The organism is Psychrobacter sp. CX97, from assembly GCF_057396285.1.
In genome coordinates, this window is the sequence record NZ_JBXYJE010000001.1 from 132,179 (window position 1) to 152,225 (window position 20,047).

General features: G+C 35.2%; 13 protein-coding genes. 7 read left to right on the forward strand and 6 right to left on the reverse strand.

Features of this window, described 5'->3' with window-relative positions; all coding sequences use genetic code 11:
- Nucleotides 1-152 precede the first annotated feature (152 nt).
- Together AC2SLL_RS00560 and AC2SLL_RS00565 are read left to right on the forward strand one after the other, a co-directional pair.
- Nucleotides 153-1,355: a phosphoribosyltransferase-like protein gene (locus AC2SLL_RS00560; RefSeq protein ID WP_486529720.1), complete on the forward strand. Its 1,203-nt coding sequence runs from the start codon at nucleotides 153-155 to the stop codon at nucleotides 1,353-1,355.
- A 226-nt stretch (nucleotides 1,356-1,581) separates the two neighbouring features.
- Nucleotides 1,582-2,757 (forward strand): reverse transcriptase family protein, encoded by a 1,176-nt coding sequence (locus AC2SLL_RS00565; protein WP_486529721.1) that lies wholly within the window; start codon nucleotides 1,582-1,584, stop codon nucleotides 2,755-2,757.
- A gap of 6 nt (nucleotides 2,758-2,763) precedes the next feature.
- On the opposite strand, the gene AC2SLL_RS00570 is transcribed toward AC2SLL_RS00565, so the two are convergent.
- The 5 genes from AC2SLL_RS00570 to AC2SLL_RS00590 form a co-directional block, all read right to left on the reverse strand.
- The gene (locus AC2SLL_RS00570) at nucleotides 2,764-5,892 is read right to left on the reverse strand and encodes a type I restriction endonuclease subunit R (RefSeq protein WP_486529722.1); all 3,129 of its coding nucleotides are present in this window, start codon (nucleotides 5,890-5,892) and stop codon (nucleotides 2,764-2,766) included.
- 53 nt (nucleotides 5,893-5,945) lie between these two features.
- Nucleotides 5,946-7,082 (reverse strand): restriction endonuclease subunit S, encoded by a 1,137-nt coding sequence (locus AC2SLL_RS00575; protein ID WP_486529723.1) that lies wholly within the window; start codon nucleotides 7,080-7,082, stop codon nucleotides 5,946-5,948.
- A gap of 54 nt (nucleotides 7,083-7,136) precedes the next feature.
- On the reverse strand, nucleotides 7,137-9,923 hold the full coding sequence (locus AC2SLL_RS00580; RefSeq protein ID WP_486529724.1) for a type I restriction-modification system subunit M: 2,787 nt from the start codon (nucleotides 9,921-9,923) through the stop codon (nucleotides 7,137-7,139).
- A 506-nt stretch (nucleotides 9,924-10,429) separates the two neighbouring features.
- Nucleotides 10,430-10,705: a hypothetical protein gene (locus AC2SLL_RS00585; RefSeq protein ID WP_486529725.1), complete on the reverse strand. Its 276-nt coding sequence runs from the start codon at nucleotides 10,703-10,705 to the stop codon at nucleotides 10,430-10,432.
- Between the two features lie 254 nt (nucleotides 10,706-10,959).
- Nucleotides 10,960-11,169: a helix-turn-helix domain-containing protein gene (locus AC2SLL_RS00590; protein WP_486529726.1), complete on the reverse strand. Its 210-nt coding sequence runs from the start codon at nucleotides 11,167-11,169 to the stop codon at nucleotides 10,960-10,962.
- Between the two features lie 136 nt (nucleotides 11,170-11,305).
- Between AC2SLL_RS00590 and AC2SLL_RS00595 the strand changes: the two genes are divergently transcribed.
- The 4 genes from AC2SLL_RS00595 to AC2SLL_RS00610 all read left to right on the forward strand — a co-directional run bounded on the left by AC2SLL_RS00595 (nucleotide 11,306) and on the right by AC2SLL_RS00610 (nucleotide 19,058).
- Entirely contained in the window at nucleotides 11,306-11,521 is a 216-nt protein-coding gene (locus AC2SLL_RS00595) for a hypothetical protein (RefSeq protein ID WP_486529727.1), read from the forward strand.
- A 2-nt stretch (nucleotides 11,522-11,523) separates the two neighbouring features.
- The gene (locus AC2SLL_RS00600) at nucleotides 11,524-12,690 is read left to right on the forward strand and encodes an Arm DNA-binding domain-containing protein (protein WP_486529728.1); all 1,167 of its coding nucleotides are present in this window, start codon (nucleotides 11,524-11,526) and stop codon (nucleotides 12,688-12,690) included.
- A gap of 122 nt (nucleotides 12,691-12,812) precedes the next feature.
- Nucleotides 12,813-18,431: a tyrosine-type recombinase/integrase gene (locus AC2SLL_RS00605; protein WP_486529729.1), complete on the forward strand. Its 5,619-nt coding sequence runs from the start codon at nucleotides 12,813-12,815 to the stop codon at nucleotides 18,429-18,431.
- A 12-nt stretch (nucleotides 18,432-18,443) separates the two neighbouring features.
- Complete coding sequence (locus tag AC2SLL_RS00610) at nucleotides 18,444-19,058, forward strand: hypothetical protein (protein WP_486529730.1); 615 nt, start codon at nucleotides 18,444-18,446, stop codon at nucleotides 19,056-19,058.
- Nucleotides 19,059-19,064: 6 nt separating this feature from the next.
- Here AC2SLL_RS00610 and AC2SLL_RS00615 read toward each other — a convergent pair whose 3' ends face one another.
- Entirely contained in the window at nucleotides 19,065-19,319 is a 255-nt protein-coding gene (locus tag AC2SLL_RS00615) for a helix-turn-helix domain-containing protein (RefSeq protein ID WP_486529731.1), read from the reverse strand.
- 71 nt (nucleotides 19,320-19,390) lie between these two features.
- Here AC2SLL_RS00615 and AC2SLL_RS00620 point away from each other — a divergent pair, with 71 nt between their 5' ends.
- Nucleotides 19,391-19,981, forward strand: coding sequence for a hypothetical protein (locus AC2SLL_RS00620; RefSeq protein WP_486529732.1), 591 nt, complete (start codon nucleotides 19,391-19,393; stop codon nucleotides 19,979-19,981).
- The last annotated feature ends 66 nt before the right edge of the window (nucleotides 19,982-20,047 follow it).

Here is a 20,047-nt window from a genome sequence, read left to right on the forward strand (position 1 = left end):
GGATCCTTGTTTACCACTAAGTATATACACCTTCGGCTACATTTTGGCTCTACTTAAGCAAACTATAAATATTACCATTTCAATAACTAAATATTTATTAATCTAAAATTTATATTATAGCTATCATCTAATCCGACATAGGATGCATTTTAATGAATAATTCAGACAGTAATTTAAAAAATTTATCAGTTGAGATGATTGAAAAATCACCCGAAATCAATGATTGGTTAACTCAATTTAATAGTGATGACAAACCTATTGCTAAGATTATGCTATCGAGATTAGTCTTTGTTACTAGAGATACTTACTCCAGATTTATAAGAGAAGCTGTAGAAGATTTATCGACTGGGGATATTACTGCGCTTTATTCTGTACGGAAACTAGAGTTATGTGAACCTAATGATCAGGATAATGCTAATTGTCTAAAGTTCTGGGAGCCTGATGGTTCACCAGTAGTTAGACCAGGGGTTTCGCTAGGAAGTGAAGACTTAGTATATTCATTAATATCAAATATTGTACGTAATAACGATCAATTTTTAGATCACCCCTCTCTAGATGAATTAAAGGAGAAGAAAATACGTCAATATTATTTGATTGATGATTCAGTTGGTAGCGGAGATAGGGTATCAGAATTTATAAATACGATGCTAAATCATCCAACATTTTTCAGCTGGTGGAGCTTTGGCTGGTTAAAAATAACTGTTATCAGCTTCTCACGTACAAGGGAATCAAAAAGTAATATCATTAACAAAATAAAAGGCTCTAATCATTCAATTAGGAAATACCCTACAGCTTGCAAAATAAATTTTCATAGCCGATACGAATATAATCAGAACTACTTAGAGTTTAGATGGGGTGAACAATATCAGGCAATCAGGCAACTATGCGAAAGTATCACTAAAGTAGCTAGATTTAGTCGTTTGGGGTATGGCGATGTATTGTCTAACTTAGTTTTTTATCATAGCGTTCCAAATAATATACCTGGAATCCTTTGGTTTACTAACAAACGCTGGAATGGCTTAATGCCGAGACGTGAGTTTCCAACTTGGCTTGAAAAACTACTTGATTCAAATTTAAATCAAAACGACTCCTTAGAATTATCAACTGAACTATATCAGTTGCTCCAACTAGTAAAACGCGGTGTACGAAGAATAAGTAGTCTTTCGATTAGACTTAATTTAGATGCCTCTTACACTAGAGACCTTATTCAACATGCCATTCAAATAGGGCTAATAACTCAAGGAATTCGTCTAACTAAACCTGGGCGTGATAAACTTTTTGAGTATCAGAAAGATATTGAGCTTTCATCTTGGGACAATAGCCTGTATATTCCTAGTTCATGGTGTGCAGATTAATCGTTCGTTCAGCCGTTGGCTTGTGAATTGAGTAGTAAGTCGACAGATTCTATTGATGTTGAATCAGTAGATGGGGGTATCGGATAGATACCTCTGGAAAGATCTAACGCTAAGGTGGTAAAACCACCCTAAAGGGTGTTACCACCCTTTAGTATAGAGTTCAAGGTCCTTCGAGGCCTCGTAATGAACTCTATACTAATGGCCCCTTGGGCTAAAGGAGAGGTGAATGAATGATTGGTCTGTACATCATCTACATGAAGAAGCTAAAAAAAAACTTGGCAATGAAACCGCACTGAGTTTAAAACAGTATGCATTGATACTAAAACGTTCTAATCTACCTGTTATATTTACACTCCGGCATCTTGCCAACATAGTAGATGTCGATTACAAAACACTAAGAGCGACTGTAGATAGACATAGAGAGTTTGCAAACTATCGAATGTATGCAATTAAAAAGCGTTCAGGTGGTAGACGCCATATTCATGCTCTATCAAAAAAACTATTAAAAACCCATCAGTTTATAAATTCAGAAATCTTACAAAACGTTAAACCTCATTACTCCTCATTTGCTTACCACCCTACAGGCGGTATTAAGCCTTGTGCGCAAATGCACTGCGGTGCACGTTGGCTATTCCAATATGATTTGAAAGATTTTTTCTATTCAATAAATGAGTCTGATGTTTATAAAATTTTTGTAAGTTTAGGATATCGTCCTTTATTTGCTTTTGAACTAGCTCGTATCTGTACAACTCTAAGACTGCCTAACCATCTAAAAAAATTACTTGTATTACCTTCTTTCTCGCAAGAAACGTATAAGTACTATCAAATAGAAGAAGACATAGATGGATTTGCGTTCAAAAATCTTCATAAAATGGGCGTTCTTACACAAGGTTCACCAGCTAGCCCTATGCTAGCTAACTTAGTAGCTAGAGCACTTGATGAAGAATTTACTGAGTTCGCAGATGAGTATGGGTTTGTTTATACTAGGTATGCCGACGACATAACACTATCATGTAGCGGAAATTTTTCCCAAGAATTAACAATTGGTAAAGTACATAGCCAAGTAGTTAGAATAATTCGTAAGCATAATTTTAAGGAAAATAGACAAAAGACAAGAATTGCTGGACCAGGCTCTAAAAAAATAGTTTTAGGCTTACTAGTAGATGGTAGCACCCCAAGACTTTCTAAAGAAATCTACAAACGAATAAATCGCCATCTATATTCTATAGAAAAATTTGGTCTAGCTGAAGTTGCAAGATATGACGGTTTTGATTCTTCACTAGGTTATTACAATCATGTGGCAGGTCTGATAGCGTTTGTTAAAGATGTGGATGAAAATCGATGGATTGAATTTTCAAATAGATTCGAAAGTGTAAAATCACCATTAACACTACCTTCATAACTATGCCTAAACCTTCCCTTCACTTAAAATAAACTTCCTCAAAGCAGAATCAATTTTAATATTGACCTTCAGCATCGCTAGATTCTGACCTTCTAGTGACTCAAAATAAGCTTTTGCTCTATTTTTATCTACCGTATCTTTTAGGGCATTAAAGTCACCAAACTCATTAATAGTAGACTCCGTAACTTTCTTTGCAATAAGTTTACGAAGTAAGCTTTCATCTAAGCCTAAATTATTGGCAAAAAGCTGAATATTGTCTGTTTCGGCTTGAGCCTGATAATCAACGATATAATCTTTAAACGTTTTATTGATATCAATATCTACTTTGCCACGTTGCACATCGTGCAAAAACAAATTAGCGTATTTTTGCTCTTCTTGAGTCAATGATGAGAATGTTTGATGCAATTCGTTAAGTGCTTGCTCTGCATCGCCTCGTTTAAGTGCTTGAACATATTTATCAAAGCGCGCATTAAGATAGTCATTATCAATCCTATCCGTATTAATCTCAGACAAATGCCCCGAAATATCAAAAGGTACATCACCTACACCGTTACCACCTGTGACCTCTTTAAATAACTCTTTATAGCGTAATGCCATAATTAGATATGTTTGTTCATCGCACAATAAAGTGACGCTTCTAGTGTTATCATCATTGCCAAATTCATAGGTTAGAGTCTGCCAAGAAAACCCTTGAATCAAGGCCGCTTCTAAATAGTCATTAAATAGCTTAAATAGTTTGGCAAATTTGGCTTGGCTCTCTTGCTCTTTGGGCAAGGTTGCAAATTCGTTAATTTTGGCAATGTTAAAAACCTCGGTAATTTCAGAGAATATTTCATTGAGTTTTTTTAGGTTACCTTCAAGTTTATCGACAAATAAGCTTATAGGCTTATCACCAGAGTACAACTTAATCGCAGCATCAATATTACGCTTCATAGAATGCGGCTTACGATAATAGCGTATCGTACCAAATGGCTTATCCGGACCAAACAAGCGATTGGTACGAGAAAATGCCTGTATGATATTTTCGTAGCGAATGAGCTTGTCCATATATAAAGTGTTAACCCAAATGGAGTCGAAACCTGTTAGCATTTGATCTACAACAATAAGAATGTCTAATTGCTTATCTCGTGATTTCTCAATGAGTTTATACGGTTTTTTGTGTGCCAATCTTTTAGCAATGTCTTCTTTAAATTTGCCGTGTGAACCACTGGTAAATTTTTGATTAAAGGTTTCATTATAGTCTTCAATAATCTCAATTAAACCTTTTTCTTTATAAGTAGACCTTTTCTCATTACCTTCATTTGGATCAAATAATGCACTTATTTTTAAGTTAAGATTATCATCTGCTATTTTTTGTTTTAACAAGCGATAATAGCTTATGGCTTCAATAATACTACTGGTCGCAAACAAAGCGTGAAACTTACCACCACGGCTTAGGGTTGAAAAGTTGTCTAATATGTCAGCCACCACATGGATTTGGTGTTCATCAGTAAGGTATTGCTCATTCGGCACATAGTCTTCAATACCTTTGACGTAGTCGCCATTGGCTTGCTTAAAGCCTGCCATAGGGACTTTTTTTGTGTCCATATAATGTAAATACACCTTTTTCTTACTCTCATCTGCCCAAACCTCAGCCTCTGTACCGGCTTTGGCTTTCATTAGTGCCACTTCTTTACGTATGTCCTTATCTTTGAAGGTAGTGACTTTATATAAATCAAAACCCAGTACGTTTTTATCCCTTATACCATCGGCAATGCTATATCTATGCAACTCATCACCAATGATAGATGCGGTGGTATTCATTTTATGTTGGTTTTCTTCAAAGATTGGCGTGCCTGTAAATCCAAAAAACATCGCTTTAGGGAAGGTCGCTTTAATGGTAGGTAGCATCTCTTCACCAAATACGGTGCGGTGTGCTTCATCTAATATAAATACAATCCGCTTACTTTGAATCGTTGCCAAGTCAAAAGCATTCATCGCCCCATTTTCAGCCTCTACATTGCTCATCTTTTGGATAGAGGTCACAATAAGTGTGTCCGCAGGGTTATTACTGGTAAGGCGAGTGATTAACTCATTGGTATTGTCCGTTGATTGTACGCTTAAGCTATCGTCTGCAAAGCTAGTGTATTCTCTAAAAGATTGATTACTTAGCTCAATTCTGTCTAATAGAAACACCACTTTATCTGCATCTTGTGAGCTGGCAATTAGCTGGGCAGACTTAAAGCTGGTCATAGTTTTACCTGAGCCTGTCGTATGCCAAATATGCCCACCAAGCTGACTGTTTTTATCTTGCCATTGGGCTTTTGCTACTTTGTCAGATATAGCATTTGCGGCATAATACTGATAGCTACGCATAACTTTAAGTACACCGTCGCTTTTATCGGCTACGGTATAAAATCCAATTAATTGGTGTGCCATGGGTATAGAGAGCAAGTCGCCAGCGATATCTTTGTAACTATGGTAAGGCTCGTTGTAAAAGTCTGCCCACTGGAAGTAGTATTCAGGTTTGAAGTTGCCGTTTGGATTGGCAAAGTAAACAGACTTCTCTGGTGTCATCGCCACGAATATCTGTACCAAAGCAAATAATCCCGTAAAGATATCTGCATGGGCGTATTTCTCTATTTGAGTAGTGGCTTGGCTTATAGAGACACCGCTACGCTTTAGCTCTAAATGAAAGACGGGCATACCGTTAATGAGTAGCATTAAATCGCCACGACGGTCTTTAGCGACAACGTTTTTGGTGGGGAACTGGGGTTGTTTGACTATTTGATAACGGCTTTGTCCTTTGGCAATCTCATGACGGTCATATATTTTTAGACTGATTTCCTTGCCATAGTGCAAGGTATCATCTGGATTGTCACGTTTGATATCGACGCTTTTACCATTGATAAAAGCATTTAGCTTTAGCGGAGTTTTTAGGGTATTAATCTGCTCAATAAGCTGTTGCATCTCACCATCGGTTAGTGGATAGTCGTTTAAACGGTCAATACCTCGGTTGTTTTCAAATAATATACTTGCCCAGTTGTTTATTAAATCTTGCTCAGTAGGATATTCAATGACCTCATTTTCCCACCCTTTTTGGGTTAAAATGTTGATTACCGCATCTTCAAAATCCGTTTCTTTATTAAATATCATAAACTCTCTCTAATATTTTGACTGGGCTTGCTAAGTTTTGTATAAAAATCGGGCTATACAAACATTTTTGCTAGTAAAGCTTTTTTTAGATTCTCTAGGGTTTTTATTTGTTTGGCTTGTAGGGTTATGGTCTCGTCTAGTTTCTTTAGGATGTTCGCTATAGTGGTTTGTTCCTCTTTATCTACAGGTATTATTAATTCTGCATTTTTGATGTCAGAGGAACTAATAGATTCAAATGTAGACCCTGTGCTGACGTTATTCCAAAAACCATCTAATTTTATTTTTTTAAGAAGCTGGTAAATAAACTCATTACCTCGTATTGAAGCTACCCCACGTCCAATAACCGCATCAAAATCTGTTTTACCTATGTCACCTACAGGTGCTCTAACACTCATTATTATATCGTTTTTAAGTGCAGTTTTAGTTATGACCGATGTCCATACCCGAGGCACGACTTTACCTTCTTTCATATCTGCATTACCTTGAATAAGAACGTAATCCTTAGGATTGTCTGTATAATATTTTGACTCAGGCGATTGCCCCATCGTTACCTCGACAATATCTCCTAGTTTCATAGCTACCCAATCACCACTAAATCCTTTTAAACGCATTTCGGGCTGACTTTGACCTGCCTTTGGAAAGAGTTTTGCTAATAATGCCTTTTTTAACGTTTTGGTTTTTTCGTGCTTTTGGCGTTTTAAAGTTAGGGTTTGGTCTAGGGTTTGGAAAAGTTCGCCTATGGCTTTTTGTTCTATTTTTTTCGGAATAATAATAGATATCGAATGTATCGCCGTACTTGTTAGACTCGGTACTCCAGTAGAAGTATCGAATTTACGCCAAGGAATTCTTTGAAATAATGTGTAAACAAAACGACCATCCACATCTTTAAATAGTTCACTATAAAATAAGGTATCCACTGTCCAAAAGGGTGAGTTCATATAGTAAGGTTTATCGATTGTACCTTTTCTACCTATTAAAACGCTTTCAAGGCTATATAATGCAACATCAGTACGTCCAATTTCACCACCTGTTGCTAGAATTGGATAAACACCATTCGGACTTTCGACACCTTTTTGTGACATACCACTTTTAATCTTTAATATATCTCCTATGACTGTCTCGTTCCATTTGTTAACAAACCCATCAAACCGTATTTTTGGACTATTTTCGCTATTTGAAGTCTTATTCATTAACTTTATAACCTTAGTATTTAATATCGATAAAATTGACGTTTTTATCTAATATCACGCCTTCAACAAAGCCTGTAATGCTTGCAAGCCTGACATATCGAAGGCATCGCCTGTTAAGTCATTCAACAAATCGGCTAACTGATGTTCTGCATCATTTAGCTTGCTGGTCGTGTCTATAAAGGTATCAGCATATTTATCTGCCAAGGCTTGTACTTGTGCGGTCAAATCGCTAACCACATCGTTTGCTAACTGTGCCATCGCTTGCTGTAACGGTTTAATCCACTTATCGTGCAATAGTTTTTTGACTTTATCGTCCTCTAGCTTTTCAATAGCTTGCTTAGTGGCAATATGCAACGCCTCGCTTTCTTGTTTAATTTGAGCTTTTAAAGTCTTTTCTTCATTTAATAAAGCATCAGCTTGTACCACTTTTGCTTCATCAGAGTCTTCATCAAACTCATAATTGGCTTGTAGTTCTTGCAAGTATATAGCCACTTTAGACTTCCCATAGTCACCGCCGTTATTGGCTTCAATATTTTGCCAATGTATATTAGGCTCATTTGCCACATAGTCTAGTTTGGCTGATTTTTTTGGTTTAGTGTCTAAGAATGCTAAATATTTATTTAAGGCCATAATCTCGGGAGTTTGTATGTCATTATAGGCAGACTTTAACGCTTTATTGACTTCACTAACCGCAAATTTAGTATTACTATCATTAAGCAGTTTATCTTTTTCCTCTTCGCCTAGCTCATCAATAAGTGCTTCAAGTTCACCTGTCACCGCGGTCAGTCTGTTCTCTTTGTCTTGCAAGCTATTTAGCTTGTCTTTTAATAAGTGACGCTGGGCAAGCTCAAAGGGGATAATATGACCTAGCCAGCCTTCTTGCACCTCTTTATCTTTACCTTTGACTTTTTTGATAACCATATTTGGGTCAACTTTTGTAGTTGTATCAAAGCCTTCAGTTTTTATCATCTCTAAGTCATTTCTGATGCTTTGCCAATGGTCATCTAGTGCCTGATAAGCCTGATATTTATCAATCAGTTTAAAAGGTGCCAAACGTGTAAATATATCGTTGGCTAAAATGTCTTCTTGTTTAGATACTTTAAGCGCATCAATATTATCGATAAGCTGTTGTTGTAAATATTTAGGGAAATCAGCAAACGCAGATTGATAGCTTTCAAAAAAAGTTTGTACGTCTTTATTGTCATATATACGTTGTTCAATCTCATCAGTTGCTAAAGTATAGTAAGGCGAGTCGTCTGATTGAATGTTTGGCTGTTGTATTGCTTGTCGCTTAAATAGTGACTCTCGCAAGCTAGGGTACACTTGCCAATAACGATGCAAGGCGTCTATCTCATTTTGAGGAATACCGCCAAACATAGTGGCATAAATATCCCAAACTTCAGCATCATCGGAGGAGTCTACATAACGTGGAATGTTTAAATTGTAGTTTTGCTCTCTGATAAAGTCTCGACTCACTACCCGAGCAAACTTTTCAATATTTTCTCGATTAATTACGGCATCTGCAATTTTTTTGATATTTGAGGCTTGAAGTTGGTTATCTTTACCTACCTTAATAAACTCTTTTGACGCATCAATGATAAGCACATCAGTGTTGCTACGCTTTTGCTTCAATATCATGATAATAGTTGGGATGCCAGTACCAAAAAAGATATTAGCAGGTAAGCCAATGACGGCATCAACATGATTGGCTTCAATCAGGTTTTTACGGATAGTCTCTTCTTCACCACCACGGAACAGCACCCCATGCGGTAAAACGATGGTCATAATGCCATCGTGCTTTAAGTGATATAGGTCATGTAACAGGAATGCAAAATCAGCTTTGGTCTTGGGCGCGAGACCAAAACGGGCAAAACGTGGGTCAGCTTCTTTATCTTTTGGATCCCACTCTTGTGAATAAGGTGGATTAGACACTACCGCATCAACATGAAGTAACTCGTAGCTATTTACAGGGTCGTCCGCCTCAAAATACGGCCAGTCATCTTCTAGCGTATCCGCATTACGAGTCACAATATTAGCAGGCAAGATACCTCGCATGATTAAATTCATACGAGTAAGGTTATACGTATTTTGCTTTAACTCTTGAGCGTAGTATTTGATATTATTGCTATCGCCACTATTGTCAATATGCTTCGCTACAGATTGACCAATATTTATAAGCAACGAGCCGGATCCACTTGTTGGATCATAAATCTCAATTTTTTCACGGTCTTTTAAATGATTTGCAATAATATCTGACATAAGCATAGAGACTTCGTGCGGTGTATAAAACTCTCCCGCCTTTTTACCTGCATTTGCCGCAAACATACCTAATAGATACTCATAGATGAACCCAAGCACGTCATAATCTTGATTAGCATCCATCGGAATATCATTGATAAGGTGTATCAGAGATTGAGCTGCTTTAGTTTGTGAAGCGGCATTTTCACCAAGCTTACTTAAGCCTGTTTGCAGAGTATCAAAGATACCACCAAATACTTTTTTATTTTCTATGTGTCGTGAAAAAGCAGACAACGCATCACGTACATCACTGATTTCGAAATCACTGCCTTTGGCTATCCATGTTGAAAATAGATGAGGATAATCAATGTAATACCCAAGACTGTCTTTAATGAATTTAACAGTTTCAGTATTTTCTTCGTTTAAAGAAGCGATATCTGCGTCCGATGAGTCATTCGCCTTTAAAAAACGCACCTCTTTATCGGATAAAAACTTATAGAACATAAAGCCTATGATGTAATCTTTGTATTCATTGGCTTCAATTTTGGAGCGCATTTTATTGGCTGACTGCCAAATTTTATTGGCAAGCTGTTGTTTATTCATAATTTTCGATGTCTGTCTAGGGTAATCTAAAGGAGGGATAAATAGGTAGAGATTGTAACCGTGAAGCGTAATAAAGGCAAAAAATAAAGCTACATTTAGCTACAAATTTTAGCTGAAGACTTTAAAGTTTAAAACATGAAATAGGATTTATACTTTTATTCTGAAATTTAGTTAAAATTGCATTCCCGTACTTAGCTTGGCATAATCTAGTAAGGCATAATGTTGTAGAGCCCAATTCAGGTAGAAGGGACGCTTGCTATAGTCTTTCTAGTATTAAGAATGCAATTCTAGTTAGGTTGGCGCTGCGGTGACGTAGGTTCGAGTCCTACCCAATATTATGTCGCATTCACCTCTTAAAGATATAAATACATTTTATAAGCTTTTTAAGTTTTATTGACGTACGTAATTATACTTAAATTAAGTGCTGATATGCACGGTTCAAATACATCCGCTATAAAACCATAACCTAATAGACATAATATTTCTCCGACTAAATCAAACTCGAATTAAATTGCATACGGAATACCATGCATTTCCATAATACCTAGAAATCTAGACTCTAAATTTTTTAAGGTAAATTGATTCATAGACAACCCATCGTTTAGCTCTCTTTGCACCCACACCCTTACCGCTTCATCATTGTAAAATATCGGATTTAAACCAAGCAGTATTGCAAGGTTTGAACCTTGTTGTATCTGTAAATCAATAATGAGTTTGCCCGATAACGCTATTGCTTCTCTACTTAACCAAGCCGAAGGTTGTAACTCTCTAGGTGATGACATATTGATTATCCTATAGATTATTTAGTTATTTAATAAGGTCAAAATAACCTTCTATAGAACATAGTATACATAAAAAAGCTCTATTACAACTAAAAACAATCTACAGAAGATTACTTTTAGTTGCAATAGAGCTTTTGATTAATAGCTATTAAGAAAGTGTATTGTTTATTATATTAACTAACCTTTTTTTATGGTGTTTCATCGAGCAGTTTTAGCTTTAATTTAGGCGATTACTTTTTGGAATGTAACGACAACTATTCCTCATCATCAACCACTTCATACAACTCGCCGACATCAATCTTTAAAAATCGGCACAGCCGTTCAATAACATCTAAGTCTACCCGAGTCGCTTCTTCATGATACATACGAGTAATTGTACCTCGGTTGATATCTGTCTCTCGTGCTACGTCAGCGATTTTGAGTCTTTTCTCCCCCATGATTGCCGATAAATGACACTTGATCATAACCTTCTCCATAACAAAATGTTCTATAGTGGATAAAAATAGCTTGCAAAAGATTAAAAATAGTGTAGATTATGTTCTGCAGGAGGTCATAACGACCATAAACAATATCACATTAATCTTGTATAGGGATTCTACTATGAACTACACCTATTTAACAACCGAAGAGCTATCCGAACGCATTAAATATGATAGCCGTACCATTCGCAACCAATTAAAAGACTCTGTCTTGATTGAAGGCGTACATTACATTAAACCATTTAATGGTCGCAAAATATTGTTTATTTGGCAAAAAATTGAAGAATTAATGCTTAATGGGTATGACGATGACATTCCATTCGTAGGGGGTGCATAATCATGGCAAGTATCAATAGCAGAAATAATAAGTTATACATTGATTTTCGTTACTTTGGTAAACGTTGTCGGGAGCAGACGTTATTAATTGATACTAAAGCAAACCGCAAACGCTTGGCTAACTTTATCGAAAAAATGGAAGCGGAGATAAAACTTGGTAGCTTTGAGTACGAAAAGCACTTTCCGAAAAGTAAAAAACTGGCTAAATTTAAAGCTTTGGAGCTAATACGAGCCAGCAATAGCCATGATGATGCCAATATCAATTTTGAAAAGTTTAGTCGTATTTGGTTAGAGGAAATGAAACCGCAATGGCGACCATCACAAATACAAAACGTTGAAGATATTTTTAGAATTTATCTCCATCCTAAGTTTGGTTGTTTACCCATAAATACGATAAGTAAAGCGATGATAATGGATTTTAGAGGTCAATTGGTTAAACAGGGTAATAATGGGCGCAAGCTATCTGCCTCACGTATTAATCATATCATGACACCCTTACGCATGGTACTCATTGAAGCATCAGATAGGTACAGCTTTGAAAGCCCGTGGAAGAATATTAAACCACTTAGTGAGCCTAAGAGTAAGGTCAGTCCGTTTAATTTAGATGAAGTCATGCTTATTATCAATACGGTACGTAAAGACTTTAGACCATATTATACAGTGCGGTTTTTTACAGGTATGCGTACTGGTGAAATTGATGGATTACCTTGGAAAAATATTGATTTTGAACGTCGTCAGATTATCATTGATCAAGCTGTAGTAAATGGAATAGTAGGACCTACTAAAACTATTGGATCTAACCGTACTATTCAAATGAATCAGTTTGTTTATGAGGCTTTATTAGAACAAAAAAAGTTAACTGAGCATCTAAGCGAATATATATTTTGTACTAAGTCCGGCACACCGTTACGTCATCGCAACGTGACTAAACGTGTTTGGTATCCTCTACTTAGATATTTAGAGTTAGAAAAACGAAACCCTTATCAGACTCGTCATACAGCAGCAACGCTATGGTTAGCGGCTGGAGAGTCGCCCGAATGGATTGCAGCGCAACTGGGGCATAGTAGTACCAAAATGCTGTTTACGGTCTATTCAAGGTATGTTCCTAACTTAACAAGGCAGGATGGTAGTGCTTTCGAAAATCTTTTGATAAGTGTATGTTTGGATTAGACTTAAATACAAAAAATATTAAAAAATATAGTCAAACCATTGATATTATTGAAAATTTAATATTGTTTTTTTTAACTACACGAGTTAGGTTATAAGGCATATTCCACTATAAACGAATAAAAATGTCTGCAAATCCTATCGAAATTTGGCTTCAAATCAATATTATCGAGATGCTCTCGAATGATGAATTAACTGCGGACTTACTAATAGAATTAAACTTTCTAAATGACATTTTACCTAATCAGTATCACTCATATTTTGACGATGAGATAAATACACTTAATTGTTGGTTAGAAAAAGAACACTCTAAATATCGACCTAATAATGGATATATAAATTTCATATATTTAAATGGTGTAGATAAAAAGAGTTATTTAAAGGATATAAAAAATCGTGCACTTATTGCCTTTTTAGCTTGTAGAGCTCGTGAGCCTAGAGTTAACCTGATACGGTCACTATACTTTTTCATCTGCTTGCGGTTAGTTAATCTAACTGATTATGAGAGTAGAATAAAAACGACTTTAGATGAATGCCGTTTTTTAACTTCAAAAATTCGCGGGTTTTTAGTACCTTTATTACCGGATATTGATAATTGTCAAGGTCTTGAGAATGTTGACGTCTATCTTGAAGATTCACAAAATAATGATAACTATTCTGTATGGCAAGAACAAGATTCAAAATCACTCACCAATTTTTCAAATAAACTTTTCAAAAAAAATCAGTCATCATCAGGTAAACCACAGCTCGATATTGACGAACATGTACTCGTCAATAAAAAACTAAGTGAACACCTTTACGAATTCATTTTACCCATAGAATATTATTTCAAAGGCTCATCAGGAATTACGCACAAAAATAATGAAAATGAAACTGTAATCGAAGGGAATGTGATTTTTGATGATGTTACCGGCAATACGGTATCCACTCTAGGTTATATTAATGAAGATGATAGCAACATTTCTAATTTTGAACCTCAAGAAGTGCAATTCGATGAAGAAGAGTCTTTTAACCTTGTCACGTTTAGACAGCCTTCTAACTACTATCTTGATATTATTTCAGCAGAGCAACAGCTTAACTGCCAACATAAAAACTCTTTAAGTCAAGTCACCCATGTTAATGTTGCACACGCAAACGAAATTAGTGTCTTACTCAAATATATCATCGATAATTTAATTAAATTAGATTTTGATCTTATCTATGATGATTCAATTAATTTAAATCTTTCAACTTTCAGTATTGAGCAACGAACTTCGCTTTATTTACTCTTAATTCTGATGACTGGTATAAAAGGTATCAATGAAACGAATAGTTTTAGACTACGTCATCATAGCTATCAATCTAAAGTCAGTTTTAAACCAACTCGAAGTCAAGTAAACGACGACTGGGATACTACTCTATGTAGTGATATTCAAGAATATCTTTATTTATTTCTACCTAAACTCATTGGTGAAATTCATATAGGTATGTTTTCAAATATGCATGGTGCACTCGAAGATGAGATAGAAGACTATACCAAAGACTGTCTTAGTAAACTTAACAAATCGTATGGTACACGACTGACCTTAAATAAAATCGAAAAGTATATATCTCACTTTTTGAATCAAAAAGGGTTTGATAATGCGATTATAGATATTTTAACAGATAAGCCCATTGATCATACCTCGTCACTACCGTACTTCAATGTTAGTCAGCTTGATTTATTCACTTGCCAAATAATATACCTCCAACATCTTCATGAACTGGTTGAAAAATACGACTTCATACCTAACTCTACTCATAACGTAAATCATACTCAATTTTTTAAGCTACCAGGTGAACATGAAATAGACTACTGGTATAAATGTACGGGTAGCGTACTTGCTATACAAGAACAAAAACTTGCTCTAATTATCGAAGACATGGTACATCAAGCCGAAGAATCGATCATACAAAAGTCTTATGGTGATATTTTTAGTTTGATAAATCTTCATAATAAATTGACTGATTATTTATATGTTCTACTGTCACTATCAAGTGGCTATCGCCCCGTCAACGAACCTTTTGGCAGACTAAGCCATATTGATGTGCAAACCAGCAAATTTTTCATTAGTGATAAGGAGAATAAACTGGGCAGTAGAGGTAGATTAATTTACCTACCAGATATCGCTATCCAACAAATCAATCAATTCATCGCTTATCTAGAGTATCAATCCCTTGTTATTAGTGGTTTGTACGAATCGCTTGCCAGCATTTACAACGATATTCTTAAAAGTAGAACTGGTTTCATTAGCTATTTAAAGTTCGATGAAACCTCTCAGTTGGTAGTTCGTGAAGACACGAATCAGATCTACATCTCCAAACGTATTTCAAAATTCATCAATCTACCTATAAATTGGTATAGGCATTTTATCCGCTCATATAAGCTTACAGAGTCAAGCATGTACTCAACATCCAATGGGTTTACTGAGGATGGCTTCGGTTATGACGTTATTAGCGCATGGATGGGGCATGCAGATGAGTTGGGCTATGATTACTTCAACAAATATAGTGGTCTTAAGACTAGTGAAATTCATCGTCTGTCTTCCAGAATAAATATAATTCTAGAGAGTCTTAATTTTAAAACTATTATATTAATTGATGAATTGCCAAACAGACTTAGACCTAGAGTATTCGAAAATAACAACATTGATGCGATTGAAAAGCGCAGACTTAATCGACAGACAAAGCAAAAAAATTTAGAAAAGACAGCTTTAAAATTAGTCACGTCAAAGATAAATATTAAGCAAATTAAAGACTCTGAAGATCCCCAGCAGTCATTTGAATTAATGTGGAAAGAATTCGAATTATCTTTAAAATCGCACAAAAAATTCCAATCATATTTAGGCTATGTCGATGGCTTTAACAATTCAGTCCAATATTGCCAAAAGCTATTTGAAGCGAATGATATAAGTATAGGTTTTCCAAAATTAATCGTTAAATCAAAACGTCCTAAGTCTTTTAGAACTAAAGATTGGTTGTTTGATGCTCAAAATGTTGCAGACTTTTATATCTTATGGGTAGATGATTTAACTGTAGTAAAAGACATAACGTTACAAGAGATTTTACTCTCACTTGTATTTCATAGCGCAGTTCTACAAACCCCAATTCTTCAACAAATTCTTCTTGATATCCTAGGCAATAAATTATCGTTGAGTTGCATTCATGGGCTACCGGTAATAACGCTTTGTATTGATAATATGAACTGTGGTACTAACACTTATGTTAACGCAGAGGCAGTACATCAAACTCAGGTATTTATATCCCCTGTAACCGCTCATTTTATAAAAAAGTTTAACCTAACTTTATCGAATACATCAAATACTAAGGGTACAGTATTATCAGATATTAATACCTTATATCGAAACATTAAACTTACCAAGTTAGAGCGACCTATCAATGAAACAATGACTCTTAGGCGTTTTTTATTAGGTGCCATTCATGTTTTAGAAGATTTTATAGGCATCAGTCTATCTGAATACATGTGGTACGTTTTAACAGGTGAAGAAAAAGCCCAAGCTTTACCAATTAGTAACTGGCAGTCTGTTATTTATGATATTCAACATACTTTTGAAGAACCCACCAGCTTAAGTACAAAGCAAAAGCATTACGATAGTTCTCATACCGAAGATATTAAAAAAAATAGCGATTTAATTATTCAAATTAATAAACTGTTCAAGTCTACTGGTTCTCAACACAAGATATCGCATAAATCTTTCGTAGAAAGTCTTACAAGTATATATAACAGTCTAATCAATCATGATGCACCGCTCAATAAAACTGTATTAGTCGCTTGGTTACTTTTCAAGACGGATAACTGCAAAGTCAGTAGTATTCAAACCTATAGCAATACAATAAGTAGTCGTTGGCTTGTCTTAACCGAGGGTGTAATACTTGATGAGTTAGATGTTGATGATCTCGAAGCTTTATACAGGGAGTTAATTGAGCTTGGCAAAACTCAAAATGCTAAAAATAGCATTGCTAAGCTTATTGATGAAATGCATAGTTTTATGGTGCAGAATTTTGATTTCGAGCCAATAACTAGGTTGGCTGAAAATACAAGAGCACATTATAAAGTTGGCTACGTGTCAGAGCGTATGTTTAAAGCTATTTTTAAGGCAGTAGATAATCTTACACTGACAGTAGATGAGTTAGATGCCATTAAGCTTTCATTACTACTTGCCCAAAGATGTGGACTTAGGATTGGTGAAATAAGTAAGCTTCTGCTGCGTGATATCTCGCCTTCTACATCATATTTAGAGATTAGAAATAACAAGCTAGGAAATAATAAAACAAGTTCTGCCTTAAGGCGGGTGCATATTGATAAGTTATTCACTACGAATGATAAACAAGTGATGCAAAGGGTTTACCTTAGACGTAAGCGTGGTAAGGGAGAGGCATTGATTGCAAACAATTCAGGTGTACCTTTTGACTCACGGAATTTGTCAAAGCTAATTAGTGACATAATGAAAAGTACAACTGGACTTAAAAGTCTGTCCGTTCATCATTTGAGACACAGTTGTCTGACTAATATACAGCTCATGTCATTCCTAAATTCATACGATATAAACTCTAATACTCATGAATGCTATCAGTTTTTGGAAGGCTTATTACCTTATGATAAAGAGGATTATGATGAAATCACAACTTTTTTTGAGTCTCCGATTCACTATAAGAAAATATTTTCTTTAGCCGGCATAGCAGGACATGCAAATCCATCTACTACCTTTAAGTCCTATATTCACCTTACAAATATTCAAATCGGACTATTAGTATCGCAAGCTGATTTGAAGCTTCCAACTCAACGAATACCGTTACTTAAGCTTCCTAGAAGAAAAAAACAACTTGCTGGCGATCAAAATGAAGTGAATAGTTATTTACTAAAGAAGTTACGTCTTCAACCATTAGCCAAGCCTAAATACTGTGAAAATCTTAGATCCATTACCTCTCAATCCAATTCTTCACAGCCTTACAAACCGAACTATTCATTTAATGACGTGCATCAATTAATAACAGCTTATTTAGAGGGGTCGGATTATAAAGCTCTACAGTTTGCGTTTAATGTGGATGATGAGGTTCTACAAAAATGGTTAGCAAACGCTAAAGTGCTACTAACCAATTCAGCATTCAAAACCACAAAGGGTAATCCTAGATTATTTGATCACAATGATGAAAGAGATGAAATTAAGCTATTGCCCAGAAAAGACAAATTTGGAGTTGATAGGGATGAAATGACAAAAATGACCAATAAATTTAGAGAACTTTATCAGAATAATCGGAGCAAACGGACGAGAGGATTATTAAAGAAATTTGTACTTTATACATTGATGAATGCTCAATTTACAAAGAACTATATTTTGTTCAATACTGTGACTGATTTAAAGCTTTACTTGGAAGTACTCATCAAGCTTTTGCCTAAAAAGAATATAAGATTAGCTGTATACAACTATGAATCTACCAACTCAGAGCTTAAGGTATGGAAGCGAGTATTCGAACAGTTTAAAGGCAATCAAGTGTCTTATAAAAATAATATAGCTGAGAACCAAACTTATAACAGAAGCGTTAGAGTCCAATTATCAGTTGCAAGTCAAACAGAAGCAACAAAAATAAATAATCTTACAGATTCGGCTAATACTATTAGCCAATGGACGGTACGCACCGTACAAATTTTTTGTCATTACGTTTACATCATGATGGGTGAGCGTATATCAACTTTAAATAGATAAAAGGCATAGCAAATGAAATATAGACACAGAAATGTTTTCTTAAATAAAAGTTACATATTTAAATTTCACCCACTAACTGGACAACTATTTGAGATAATTAATCAGTCATATTTAAATGGCGGTCAAAATGAATATCTTGCAGAAATGAGGAAGCATGTCAAACTAAATACACTTATGAAGTCCAAGATAGTTTATGTATTAAAAGATAGCCAAGATGATAAGTGTTATCAAGTTATTGGCGGTTGTTTTCATCCATTCTTTAGGTTAGATAATGACATAATAAGAGAGGGTTCAACTATTATGAGTTGTTTTACTCTTGGTACTACTATTGAACTTAGACCTAAAGAGAAGATAGAATTTGAACAAGATGTAATAGACTTTATATATGCAGATTTTATTTCCTCAATTTCACTCATATCGTTAAAAAAATTTGGCTTCGTTGTTAAGTATTTTAATGAGGTTAGCAAAAAATACAAAAGTGAAATTTGGGATGAAATTTTTATTAACGATAAAGACTACCTCACTCAAAAAGAATTTTGTAAAATATTAGATGTGTCTACTAATACAATACATAAACATACACAAGGATCAGTAAAGCTAAAAGATGATTTGAATAGACAGACCTAAAAAAAGCTAATCAAACTTAGAGCTTTTCAACTTTTTTATGACCTCACTAGCGTCTAAGTCAAGCGCCTCACAGTACTCAATAAATTCAATGATATCTAAACGCCTGTCCCCTGTCTCAACCTTACCGATAAAAGAATAAATCACACCCATACGATCCCCTAAGGTTCGTTGGGTGTAACCTAACTCCTCACGTCGACGTTTCAAAAGCTGACGAAGAAATTCATGTTCAGACGAATGTATAGATTTGCGTAAGTTACTCATTGAACCTATATTAGGTTCATGCTACGATGAACCTGTTTTAGGTGCAAACTATATTTATTAGGGGATATGAGATGTTAGATAAGAGGGTGAAGAAACAACAGGCAGTAGCCAATTCAATTAAGATGTCAGGGCTACTATTTGTACCTGTTTTAATTGTTCTTATATTTAGCATAATTTGTATAAATTATGGCTATCCTAAAACAGGATATATCACTTTAGCAGTCACAGCATTTCTTATCTATAAACTCTATAAACGTATTTTTAATGTTAGTGAAGCTGATATCAAGAAGAGTCAAAGTAAGCTTGACAAAATCAATAAGCAGTACAACACCAATTTTAGGTCTGATATGGGTTTTGGTCGGTCTCGACACCTCTACTTTGATACCGATAATCGTAAAATTTATGTTGATACAAAGGATATAAGTGGGGTTTATGACTTCGATTTTATTCGTTCATGGCAAGTTAATAGCACTGCACTTACTGGTATGAATCCAGAGCTATTAAGATCAGCTTCAGGTAATCGGACTTATACGACTCATGAGAGTGTTGCATTAACGATTAATACCAATAGTTTGGAATATCCCGTTTTACAGTTCCCATTATCATCTATCCAAGAGGCTGAAACGTGGAGCGCTCGATTGGACTTACTGATGAATGGCTAATTCTAATATGTAAACTTTAGCCAAAGTAATATCCCCTTTCTTTTAAAATTTAATCGTAGGTATATA